At 61.7% G+C, this 11,221-nt stretch carries 14 protein-coding genes; 12 read left to right on the top strand and 2 right to left on the bottom strand.

The annotated features are described in order from the left end of the window. From BP858_RS08800 to BP858_RS08790, 3 genes are all read left to right on the top strand, one after another. On the top strand, positions 1-848 hold an 848-nt coding region (locus BP858_RS08800), incomplete at its 5' end, for a glycosyltransferase (RefSeq protein WP_286879318.1). Between the two features lie 84 nt (positions 849-932). After that, entirely contained in the window at positions 933-3,569 is a 2,637-nt protein-coding gene (locus BP858_RS08795) for an oligosaccharyl transferase, archaeosortase A system-associated (RefSeq protein ID WP_286879317.1), read from the top strand. 6 nt (positions 3,570-3,575) lie between these two features. Beyond that, the gene (locus BP858_RS08790; protein ID WP_214166463.1) at positions 3,576-4,547 is read left to right on the top strand and encodes a histone deacetylase family protein; all 972 of its coding nucleotides are present in this window, start codon (positions 3,576-3,578) and stop codon (positions 4,545-4,547) included. Between the two features lie 157 nt (positions 4,548-4,704). Here the strand turns inward: BP858_RS08790 and BP858_RS08785 are convergent, their stop codons facing one another. After that, complete coding sequence (locus BP858_RS08785; RefSeq protein WP_286879316.1) at positions 4,705-5,880, bottom strand: YcaO-related McrA-glycine thioamidation protein; 1,176 nt, start codon at positions 5,878-5,880, stop codon at positions 4,705-4,707. Between the two features lie 55 nt (positions 5,881-5,935). Here BP858_RS08785 and BP858_RS08780 point away from each other — a divergent pair, with 55 nt between their 5' ends. Next, entirely contained in the window at positions 5,936-6,226 is a 291-nt protein-coding gene (locus tag BP858_RS08780; protein WP_214166465.1) for a DUF2098 domain-containing protein, read from the top strand. On the opposite strand, the gene nikR is transcribed toward BP858_RS08780, so the two are convergent. Beyond that, positions 6,223-6,645, bottom strand: coding sequence for a nickel-responsive transcriptional regulator NikR (gene nikR, locus BP858_RS08775; RefSeq protein WP_014867320.1), 423 nt, complete (start codon positions 6,643-6,645; stop codon positions 6,223-6,225). The genes BP858_RS08780 and nikR overlap by 4 nt on opposite strands. Positions 6,646-6,851: 206 nt before the next feature. Between nikR and BP858_RS08770 the strand changes: the two genes are divergently transcribed. From BP858_RS08770 to BP858_RS08735, 8 genes are all read left to right on the top strand, one after another. Next, complete coding sequence (locus BP858_RS08770) at positions 6,852-8,087, top strand: translation initiation factor IF-2 subunit gamma (protein ID WP_074174848.1); 1,236 nt, start codon at positions 6,852-6,854, stop codon at positions 8,085-8,087. Further along, positions 8,084-8,464, top strand: a complete 381-nt coding sequence (locus BP858_RS08765) for a PIN domain-containing protein (RefSeq protein ID WP_156147588.1) — start codon at positions 8,084-8,086, stop codon at positions 8,462-8,464. Before BP858_RS08770 ends, BP858_RS08765 begins: the two co-directional genes overlap by 4 nt. Before the next feature lie 10 nt (positions 8,465-8,474). Beyond that, a complete protein-coding gene (locus BP858_RS08760) occupies positions 8,475-9,044 on the top strand; it encodes a DNA-directed RNA polymerase (RefSeq protein ID WP_014867317.1) in 570 nt (189 codons plus the stop codon). Further along, positions 9,044-9,244 (top strand): transcription elongation factor subunit Spt4, encoded by a 201-nt coding sequence (spt4, locus tag BP858_RS08755; protein WP_014867316.1) that lies wholly within the window; start codon positions 9,044-9,046, stop codon positions 9,242-9,244. The genes BP858_RS08760 and spt4 overlap by 1 nt, the downstream gene beginning before the upstream one ends. Then, positions 9,244-9,729 (top strand): GTP-dependent dephospho-CoA kinase family protein, encoded by a 486-nt coding sequence (locus tag BP858_RS08750; protein ID WP_014867315.1) that lies wholly within the window; start codon positions 9,244-9,246, stop codon positions 9,727-9,729. Before spt4 ends, BP858_RS08750 begins: the two co-directional genes overlap by 1 nt. Positions 9,730-9,805: 76 nt before the next feature. Beyond that, positions 9,806-10,099 (top strand): 30S ribosomal protein S24e, encoded by a 294-nt coding sequence (locus BP858_RS08745; protein ID WP_014867314.1) that lies wholly within the window; start codon positions 9,806-9,808, stop codon positions 10,097-10,099. 5 nt (positions 10,100-10,104) lie between these two features. Beyond that, the gene (locus tag BP858_RS08740) at positions 10,105-10,260 is read left to right on the top strand and encodes a 30S ribosomal protein S27ae (protein ID WP_014867313.1); all 156 of its coding nucleotides are present in this window, start codon (positions 10,105-10,107) and stop codon (positions 10,258-10,260) included. Positions 10,261-10,373: 113 nt separating this feature from the next. Then, positions 10,374-11,221 (top strand): bifunctional N(6)-L-threonylcarbamoyladenine synthase/serine/threonine protein kinase (locus BP858_RS08735; RefSeq protein ID WP_286879315.1); only part of this gene is annotated, 848 nt, incomplete at its 3' end.

Below are 11,221 nucleotides of genomic sequence, written 5' to 3'. Positions count from 1 at the left end.
CGGCGATGGTCCGTGCGGCAAAGAAGTTCGGTGTGCCGGTGGTCTTCGACCTGAAGGACTGGTTCCCCGACTCAGCCGCCGCGTACTACAAGAACCCGGCCGTGCAGTGGCTGCTCCGGGAAGGCGTCCTCACCATAACCCGCTACAACCTCGACCACAGCGACGTCATCACGACGGTCTCGCCCGGACTCGTCGAGAAGCTCCGGACGTACGGCTATGAGGCAGAACTGATCACGAACGGCGTCAACACCGACCTCTTCCGCCCGATGGACGGGGGGTCGATGCGCCAGACCCTCGGGATTGCCCCCGATGCGTTCGTGCTCGGGTTTGCGGGGGCAATCGAGCGGTGGTACGCACTCGATGAGGTGATCAGGGCGTTCCCGGAGATCCTCGCACGACACGGGAACGCAGAACTCCTGATTGTCGGGGGTTCGCTCTTCACCGGCTACATCGACGACCTCCGCGCCCTCGCGGCAGACCTTGGGGTTAGCAGGCGGGTGCACTTCACCGGGGCCGTTGAGTATCGCGACCTCCCTGGCTACATCGCACCGATGGACCTCTGCCTCATCCCGCTCTCCCCTCCCCAGTGGGTCGATATCGCTCTCCCCAACAAGTACTTCGAGTACTCGGCCTGCGGGAAGGCGATCCTCTCCACCCCCATCCCTGATATGCTCCGGATGGGCGGCGACCACATCGCCGTCTACCGGAACAGGGAAGAGTTCGTGGAGAAGGTCGATGAACTGTCTCTCGCCCCGGAAGGGCGCCCGGTTGGGATGGAGGAGCACAGCTGGAAGAGGAAAGCAGAGGCGTTTGAGAAGATCTTTCTGCGACTGACGAAAAACCCCTGATAACACCCCAAATCTCCTCTCTCCGGGATACGCCAAGGTTATTAATGGTTCGAAGGGAAACAGATTCGTAACAAGGAGGGTCCGATGGCTCACGTGGATCTCAGTAAATACCGACCATATATTGTCATAGGTTTTGTTGTTCTGTTCACCCTGCTCGTGATCTGGATGCGGGGTTTCATTCCGGCGGCTGATATGGTGACGCCCGAAGGCGTCAACCTCCTGGGTGTCGATCCCTGGTATAACCTCCGCCAGGTCGAGCAGGTCGTCGCCAACTTCCCCGGCTACGCCTGGTTCGATGCCATGACGCTCTACCCGACCGGCGATGTCATCTACTGGGGACCGCTCTTTATCCAGATCATATCGGCGCTCTGCATCCTCGCCGGGGCAACAACGCGCCCTGAGATCCTGGTGGTGGCATCCTGGGTCCCACCGCTGATGGGTGCGGCGATGGTGCCGGTCACCTACCTGCTCGCAAGAAAACTTGCCGACTGGAAGACCGGTCTCATCGCGGCAGGCCTGATTGCGGTCATCTCCGGGAACTACGCCTACCGCTCAATATTCGCCTTCGTCGACCACCACATCGCCGAGACGCTCTTTTCGACGATCTTTGTCCTCGCCTACATTGCGGCGCTGCTCGCCGCACGGGACCGGCCGCTCTCCCCCAAAAACCTTGAAGCCCTGAAGATACCGGTGATAATGGCGGCACTCGCGGGGATTGGCTACCTCCTCGGCTACTTCAATATGCCGACGATGATCCTCTTCGCGCTCATCGTTGCGGCCTTCACCCTGGTTCAGGTTCTCCTGGATTTCTTCCAGGACCAATCAAGCGACTACCTGGTCCTCGTAAACGTCGTCACCTTCGGCGTTGTGGTCCTCGGAACAGTGGCGTTCGGCTTCCCGCACCCCGGCCTCGACCTCTCCCGGTACACCATCGGGCACGTTATTGCCTGCGCTGCCCTCATCGCCGGAACGCTCGCGCTCTACGGGCTCTCGGTCTTCTTAAAAGAGCGGCCAAAGTACTGCTTCCCGGCCGCGCTCGCGGCCCTCGCGGCCCTCGCCGTCGCAGTGCTCTTTGTTGCCCTGCCTGAGGTCTACAACCTCCTGATATCGAGCCTCATCTCCTTCTTCGGCGAGGCGCCTGTCACCACGACCGTCATGGAGGCGCGGGCCTGGTCGTTTGAGGCGGCCTGGTCGACGTTCCACTGGGGCCTTGTGCTTGCGGCAGGCGGCGCTGCCACCCTGATCTGGTGGAGCCGCGAGAAGGCGAACCCAGGCCACGTCTTTGTTCTCATCTGGACAGGGATCATCCTCGCATCGACGGCCGCGCATCTCCGCTACGAGTACTACCTCGCCGCAAACATCGCCCTGCTCGCCGCGATCTTTGCAGGGGCGGTCATCAACGTGACATGGAAGGATGCCGTACGCCTCCTCCGCCCGGGAAGCGGGGATGATGCCCCCGAACCCGTGGAGAGACAGGAGAAAGCAAAGAAGGGGAAGAAGGGAGCGAGATCCAGGGATACCGGGAAGCCGAAAGTCCCCCCGAAGGACCGGCCCGACCCCCTCAAGGTGGGGGCGTTCGCTGCGGTCGTCGTCGTGACGCTCCTCTTTGGGGGAATCTGCTTCGGGACGACCCTTGATATGGCAAAAACCGTAAAATACGGTGGCATCGACTCACAGTGGATGGAGACCCTGGAGTGGATGAGTGCAAACACCCCCGACCCGGGTGTCGACTACTACGCTATTCATGACGGGGAGACCTTCACCTACCCCGAGGAGTCCTACGGCGTCATGTCCTGGTGGGACTACGGTCACTTGATAACCTTCGTCTCAAAACGGATCCCGAACAACAACCCCTTCCAGCACGGGGTTGCCGGGCCGAACGGCTCCGCGGTCTACCTCACCTCGACCTCTGAGGAGAAGGCAAACCAGATTCTCGACAACATCGGCACCCGCTACGTCATAACCACTCACGAGATCGCTACCGGGAAGTTCCACGCGCCGGCGACGTGGGCAGACCAGAAGGTGAGGACAACGCCGTTCCAGCCCTACTTCCTCCTCCCCGCGAGCGCAGGCTCGACGAGTTACCAGGCGGTGCCGTTCTACACGCAGCAGTACTACCTGACGATGATCGCCCGCCTCCATAACCTCGACGGGTCCATGACCGACCCGACATCGGAGGTGCTCTACGCCGAGTACCGCGAACCGGGCACGGTGAACAACTCTCTCCCGGTCGTCACGCGTATGGAGCAGATGAACGCCACCGCAGCCGCGGCCGCGGTGGAGGCGTACAACAAGAGCGCTCCGGCAGGGTCTGCCGCAACGCTGCTGAACCTCTTCCACGAGATCCGGGCAGATTCGATTCTCCACCCGGTCGAGCGGGTGCCGGCGCTCCAGCACTACCGGCTCGTCCACGAGACGCCTCAGAACGTCTTTGTCAACGCCGGCGCAGACGGACCCAACCTGAAGGTCATCAAGATATTCGAGTATGTCCCGGGTGCCCACATCAAGGGCGATGGTATCATCGAGGTGCCGGTCACGACGAACACCGGCCGGGCGTTCACCTACCGCCAGGAGAGCGTGAACGGTGAGTTCGTCGTCCCGTACGCGACGTCCGGGTGGTCGGGTGAGGTGAAGACGACCGGCCCCTACCGGATCGCAGGCACCGGGCAGACATTCGATGTCACCGAAGAAGATATCCAGCAGGGGCACACCATCAACTAACAGAGGATGCAGTGTTCGGTCATCTACGGTGACGTCTTTGCCAGACACGATATGGAACTTCACCCCGAGACGGGCTCCCGGTTACGGGCGGCCCTCTCCGGGGTTCCCGACGGCGTGAAGTGGCGCGCTCCGGTCCGGGCCACCGAGGGGGACCTGGAGCGGGTCCACCGCCCGCAGCATATCCGCTGGGTGCAGGAGATCGCACGGGGAACCTGTTTTTTAGACCCGAATACCTACGTTACCCGCCACTCGTTCGATGTGGCCTCGTACGCCGCCGGTTCGGCCTCTGCAGCGGTGGAGAGGACGCTCGACGGCGAGCATTCGTTTGCCCTTGTCCGTCCGCCGGGACACCATGCCGGTCCCGACCGGTCGATGGGGTTCTGTATCTTCAATAACGCCGCCGTCGCGGCGGCCAGAGCGCTTGAGTCGGTTGACCGGGTGGCGATCCTCGACTGGGACCTGCACCACGGCAACGGCACGCAGACGATCTTTTACGGGAGTGATCAAGTGCTCTTCTGCTCGGTGCACGAGGAGGACAGTTTCCCGAAGACCGGGTGGGTGGACGAGATCGGCACCGGTGCAGGTCGGGGCTACACCCTCAACGCCCCGCTTGCGGCGGGCTCCACCATCGCCGACTATCAACTCGTCTTTCGGGAGGTCTTTGTCCCGGCACTGGCCCGGTTCCGGCCTGACGCCCTGATCGTCTCAGCAGGGCAGGACGCCCTCGCCGACGACGAGCACGGGCACATGAACCTCGAACCTGAAGACTTCGGCGTGCTCGCCGGGATGCTGATCGACGGCACTGACCTGCCTCTCGCGCTGACGCTCGAGGGAGGGTACGGCCCGTCGCACGGGAAGGCGATCGAGGCGATATTTGCCGCCTTGCGGGGCAAGCGGTTTGTTCCCGCTAATGAACGGTCCCCGCACCGGAGCACGGAAGGGGTTGTGGAGATCCTAAAGAAAGTCGGGTTCTGCTGAGGGAGAACCCACTCAGGGCCGATACAGCGGCACGGAAGGGGTGTTGCCAACCCCTCCATCGTCCTTCGCGCTCTTCGCGCCTTCGCGTGAGTTTTCAGTATGGGGGTGATAGGGTCTCACGCGTTGCCCGCGAAGGGGCTTCACCCCATTGAGATTCTCACCCCTGCGCGGGGTGCCGCCGGTCCGGGTCCATGTATGACACCTCAAACCCGGGGACGACAACACGCACCACCGGCACCGGGGTCCTTGAGAGGTCGCAGACGCAGACCCGGTCCGTGTAGGGGCTGACCTCCTGAAGCACCCGTTCGATGTCGAGGTCGAACCGTTCGGTGCTCGCGTCGGGGACGTCCCTGATATCGACGGCCTCTGCGTCCGCAAACCACATCCTGTTAATCCGCTTCAGCCGCTCGTAGCCCGCCTTCCTGATGACCATCTCCCGTCGGGGGTCGTTGCGGCCGCCCTGGAGGTAACTCCCCCGGCTCTGGGCGACCTCGGTCAGGGCGCGGAGCGCTGCAATCTCAGGGGAGGTGTGCGTCCCCGACCCGATGACGATCATCGCCGGGTCCTTCGTGACGGTGTCGTCCGCGGCGGCCGCGACGGTGGGGACAGGGGTCCTCCCGGTGAGCAGCCAGAGGTGGATATCGATCCCGTTCTCCTCGAACCGGTCGAGGACCTGCCGGGCGGCGCAGTCGTTTTTGATGGTGAGGCGGCAGCCGAGGTCACGCTTCTGGTCGGCGAGGCTGAGCGCGTCCCGCTCGATCACCTCAAAGAGTGCGTGCAGGATCGCCTCCTCCATGATGTTCCCTGATGCAAGCCCGTTCGAGTCGCTCCGGAAGAGCGGCATGGCCATGCCGAGCGAGTCGTAGGGGTGGAAGACGGCGTTACTCGGGACATAGACCTCTTCATCGTTCAGGATATCCCATGCCTGCGTCCAGTGGAGTTTCTCCCCCTGTTCGAGTTTCCGCGGGATGATCAGGTCTTCAGGGTGCACGGCCCGTCCCGGACTGATCTCCTCGTAGGTCGCATACTCCATCCGGTCACCCCGGTACTCGGCGCAGTAACGCTCGAGCGCCTCCATCATCGCTGAGACACGGGCGTGGATCGGTTCCTTTCCCTTTCCCGCGTGGACACGGACAGCTCCCCGGGCCGCTCCCGGACGGACCGCCGAGAAGACCGGGATCCCGAGACGATCCAGGGGGGTGACATCGATGACCTCGGAAACACCGATCTCTGCCATCAACGGCTCAACGGCAGCATACGTCTCCTCGGGAGACCGGTAACGGTGTGTTCCGTCGAAGTACTGTTTCTCTACCGGGCGAATCGTGATTACCATCCAGGATCCCTTGGAGGTGATACCTTAATAGTATGACAGATGTACCCTACCATGTATGATCACGGATGACGTGGCAGTAGGTGCAGTCGTCCGGTATCCCCGCACCGGCACGACCGGGAAGGTCCTGCGGGTCGAGGAGATCGACGGCCGGCAGTATGCCGAACTCGACAGCACCGGCCTCTACTACCGGGTAGACGAGCTCGTCAGCGTCGACCGCGTGGCCGGGAAGGTAGAGAGAGTGGAGCGTAGTCTCGAGGAGTACCTCGAGGAAAGGAAGGAACTCCAGAAACAGCTGAAAGAGGTCTGGGAGAAGGGGACCGACCAGAGTTGTGAGGGCGGCGGCTAACCCTCAAGCGGTATGGTGGTGAGTTTCACCGCCTCGACACCCTTCTGCGACATCAACCGTTCCGTAATATCCTTCAGCACCGTTCCATCCCCGCGGAGCAGGATCACCTCAAGACACCTGTTGTGGGTGATATGTGAGTGAAGGGATGCCTGGATGATCTGAGCATATTCATGCTGGATCTCGGTGAGTGTCTCGAGCAGCCCCCGCTGGTCATGGTCATAGACCATGGTGATGACACCCTGGCGCTCCCCTTTGACATCTGAGATCCACTGGTAGTACGTAATGTAACTCCGTATTGAGTCCCGTATCCCTTCTGAACGGGAGGAATACCCCCGGAGGCTCAGGATCTCGTCGAATTTATCAAGAAGGTTCTTGGGTAGAGAGATCCCGATACGTGAAAGTTCGGTATCGCCTGACATATTCTGATCAGTTTTCATATCTATATTTATAAGGTATAAATTTTCGCTAGTCCCAGGGGGTGTTCTTCATACTTCGTATGCATCATGAGCAACGGGAAAGAGGGTCATGGGCGCTATACGAATGCCGGCAGGGAGCGGAAAGGTAATCCCTACTGATTATGTATAAGTAGTGTCACTATATATTGGATAAGGAGGTTCGAAAACTTTTGCGAGATGCATTCATTCCCGGTGTCAATATTGGGCTCGTAGGTCATGTCGATCACGGCAAGACCACCCTGGTCAGCGCGCTGACCGGTACCTGGACGGACAGGCACAGCGAGGAGATCAAGCGCGGCATCTCCATCCGGCTCGGCTACGCAGACACGACGTTTTATAAGTGCGAGAAGTGCGAGGGGGCTGAGGCATACACATCCCAGGCCGAATGCCCGGTCTGCGGAGGTCGCGCGGTCCCGTTCCGGACGGTCTCATTCGTCGATGCCCCGGGCCACGAGACACTGATGGCGACGATGCTCTCCGGCTCAGCACTGATGGACGGGGCAATGCTCGTCATTGCTGCAAACGAGTCCTGCCCTCAGCCCCAGACCAAGGAACACCTGATGGCGCTCGAACTGATCGGCATTAAAAAGATCGTCATCGTCCAGAACAAGATTGATGTGGTCACCCAGGCCGAGGCGCTGGAGCACTATAAACAGATAAAGAGGTTCATCAAAGGAACCATCGCTGAAAACGCACCCATCATCCCCGTCTCGGCACAGAGGGGAATCAACGTCGGCGCCCTGATCCAGACCCTGAATGAGGTCATCCCGGAGCCTGCCCGCGACCCGGAGATCGACCCGGTGCTGCTCATTGCGCGGTCGTTTGATATCAACAAACCCGGCGGCAGCTGGAGGGACGTGAAGGGCGGCGTCATCGGGGGCTCGCTCGTCCGCGGCGTCCTCCGGGAGGGGGACGAGATCGAGATCAGGCCCGGCCGGCAGGTTCAGGTCGAGAACCGGATGAAGTGGGAGCCGATAACAACAAAGATCACCTCCATCAACGCCGGAAAGGTCAAGGTGACCGAGGCGGCGCCCGGCGGTCTCCTCGGCATCGCGACGAAACTCGATCCGGCACTGACGAAGAGCGACGCTCTCGCCGGGCAGGTTGCCGGGCGTATCGGGGAACTGCCACCGGTCTGGGACCGGCTGAAGTTTGACGTTACGCTCATGGACCGTGTGGTCGGCGCAGACAGCGAACAGGTCATTGAACCGCTCAAGCATAAGGAACCGCTGATGCTCTCGGTCGGCACCGCCGTCACCGTCGGCGTGGTCGTGAACGCGAGGAAGAACCAGATGGAGGTCCAGCTGAAGCGGGCGGTCTGTGCGGAGGTTGGATCACGGATTGCCATCAGCAGACAGGTCGGCGGGCGATGGCGGCTGATCGGCATGGGTGTTCTGGTCGAGTGAGGGTTCTCCTCGATACCAACGCCCTCCTGATGCCGGTCCAGTTCGGGATTGACCTGTATGGTGAACTTCTGGGTCTCTTCGGGGATTTTGAGCTGGTCACGCTCGAAGAGGTGGTCGGCGAGCTCTCCGGGCTCGCCCGGGGCGGCGGCCGGGATGCTGTCGCGGCCCGTGTGGGCCTGGCGCTGGCCCGGCGCTCGACAATCGTGCCGAGCGGGAGTAGCGCAGAGAGTGTGGACGAGAGGGTGCTTGAGTATGCCCGGCGGGAGGGGTGTGTCGTGGTGACGAACGACCGGGAGCTCCGGAATGCCCTCCTCCGTGAGGGAACTAGCGTTGTTTCAATGCGAAAACAAAAAACACTGGACCTGATGAGGGGATAGGTGAAAAACCATGTATTTTAAGATGACACTGGAGGACAAGGTGCGGGTTCCGCCCCACCGCCTCGGGGAGGACCTTGATGCGGTCATCCTCAACGTACTGCAGGAACAGCTGGAAGGCAGCATCGCAAAGGAGATCGGCATCTTCATTGCGGTCACGAAGGTTCTCGATATCGGCGAGGGGGAACTGATCCCGGGTGACGGCGCCGTCTATTACGACGTCAGGTTCGAGGCGGTGGTGCTCCGCCTGGCGCTCCAGGAAGTGATCGAGGGCGAGGTGGTGGAGACGACGAGCTTCGGAGCATTCATCAGCCTCGGCCCGATCGACGCCATGCTCCACGTGAGCCAGATATCAGATGAATATATCAACTACGACGAGAAGAACGGCAGGCTGATCTGCCAGGACTCGAAGCGGTATATCGCTGTGGGCGACGGCGTCCGGGCGCGGGTCGTCGCGCTCTCGCTCAACGAGCGCGAGCCCCGGGAGAGCAAGATCGGCCTTACCATGCGGCAGTCGGGCCTTGGGACCTCGGTCTGGCTGGAAGAGGAATTTGAAGAGGAGAAAGGGAAAGGAGCGGCATAATGGTCGTGCGTAAGAAGGTTGTCCGGGTCTGCCGCGAGTGTCACCGGGTTGTCGAAGGGGGGTCCTGTGTGATCTGCGGCACGGCTAACCTGAGCGAAGACTGGGCGGGGTATGTGGTGATCATCGATCCCGAGCACTCGGATATCGCAAAGAAGATGAACATCACCCTTCCCGGCCGGTACGCCCTGAAGGTCCGCTGATGCTCCGACTTCCCGAGGCGCACCGGGATCTCCTGAAAATACCATTCGGCACCCTCTACCGTGATATCGGGGAACTCCTCCCCCTGATCGAGGGTCGGGCGATCTACGCTGTCGGGGATGTGGTGACTCACAACCTCCTTAGCGCGGGCATTGTCCCTGATATCGCCATCATCGACGGCTACACGATGCGCACCCCCTGCACCCGCTCGCCCCTGCTCCAGGCAAGGAGGATAACGGCGAAAAACCCCGCGGGCACGATCACCGACGAACTCGTGGACGCGATTGATGAGGTGATCCGTGATCCGCCGGGGGTGATCTTCGTCGACGGTGAGGAGGATCTTGCGGTCATCCCGCTCGTCCTCGCCGCGCCGTCGGGAGCGGCCGTCCTCTACGGCCAGCCCGGGGAGGGTGTCGTCCTCAGGATCGTTGATGCGTCGGCGAAGCGGGAAGCGGAGACTATTCTGAAGGCTTTTGTGCGTGAGTGAGCCCCGCGGCTGAACCGGTGTCAGCGCGCCATCCCAGAGTTTAAATAAATCTGCCAACAACATTTTAGGGATATCGATGGAGTTCGAAATTACCCGTGACGTGAGGAACGAGGTGTTGAACCGGAGGGAGCTTGTGTTTACGCTCACCTTCGACGGCCCGACACCCTCGCGGAAGAGCATCCAGGAGAAGCTCGCCGCGATGCTGAATAAGAACGAGAACCTCCTTGTGCTGGACTCGCTGAAGACCCGGTTCGGAAAGATGGAAGTCACCGGGCGTGCCCGTATCTACGACGACGAGGAGAGCAGAAAGTCGACGGAGCGGGACTACCTGCTCAAGCGCGGCGAACCGAAGGTCGAGAGCGAGGCGTGAAGAGCATGGCGGTCAAGAGACACGAGTGCTACGAGGTCAAGGGCGATAAGGTAGTCCTGCAGAAGCGGCACTGCCCCCGGTGCGGCCCTGGCGTGCTGATGGCCGAGCACAAGGACCGGGTGGCCTGCGGCAAGTGTGGCTACACCGAGTTCCGGAAGTAAGTAGGTTCTTCACCTTCTGATACCAACATACGGTCACGGCTGCACGTTACCTGCTCCCGCCTGCAGGCCATGGCCGTAACCGCGTTTTCATACCATGGAGCGATACCTGTTTTATGCCTGATGTAATACCTGAGGACGGGCTGGTGCTGGGGCTTGAGGGGACGGCCTGGAATCTCAGCGCCGCCCTCTTTGGAGAAGACCTGGTCGCCCTCCACTCAGCGCCCTATGTCCCGCCGAAAGGCGGGATCCATCCAAGGGAGGCCGCGCAGCACCATGCGTCGATGATGAAGGAGGTCATATCCCGGGTGCTTACTGAGCCGGAGCGGATCCGGGCGGTCGCCTTCTCCCAGGGACCCGGTCTCGGCCCGTCCCTCCGGACGGTGGCGACCGCCGCGCGAGCCCTTTCGATCGCGCTCGGTGTGCCGCTCATCGGCGTCAACCACTGCGTGGCGCACGTCGAGATCGGGAGGTGGGCGACCGGTTTTTCCGATCCAATCGTCCTCTACGCGAGCGGCGCCAACACGCAGGTGCTCGGCTACTTAAACGGCCGCTACCGGATCTTCGGGGAGACGCTGGATATTGGGCTCGGGAACGCGCTCGACAAGTTCGCCCGGAGCCACGACCTCCCGCACCCGGGCGGCCCGGTCATCGAGAGGCTTGCCCGGCAGGGGGAGTATATCGAGCTCCCGTATACGGTGAAAGGAATGGACCTTGCCTTCTCCGGGCTCGTCAGCGCCGCCCAGGAGAGCACGGCTGCACTCGAGGATGTCTGCAACGGTCTGCAGGAGACCGCGTTTGCGATGTGCGTCGAGGTGACCGAGCGGGCGCTTGCGCATGCCGGCAAGGACGAGGTGCTGCTGGTCGGTGGGGTCGGTGCGAACGCGCGGCTGCAGGAGATGCTCGGTGTGATGTGCGAGGACCGGGGTGCGTCGTTTGCCGTCCCGGAGCGGACGTTCCTCGG

The organism is Methanoculleus sp. UBA413, from assembly GCF_002502935.1.
GTDB classification, from domain to species: Archaea; Halobacteriota; Methanomicrobia; order Methanomicrobiales; family Methanoculleaceae; genus Methanoculleus; species Methanoculleus bourgensis.
The sequence above is the reverse complement of the archived record's forward strand: the minus strand, read 5'-3'. Positions and strand labels throughout refer to the sequence as shown.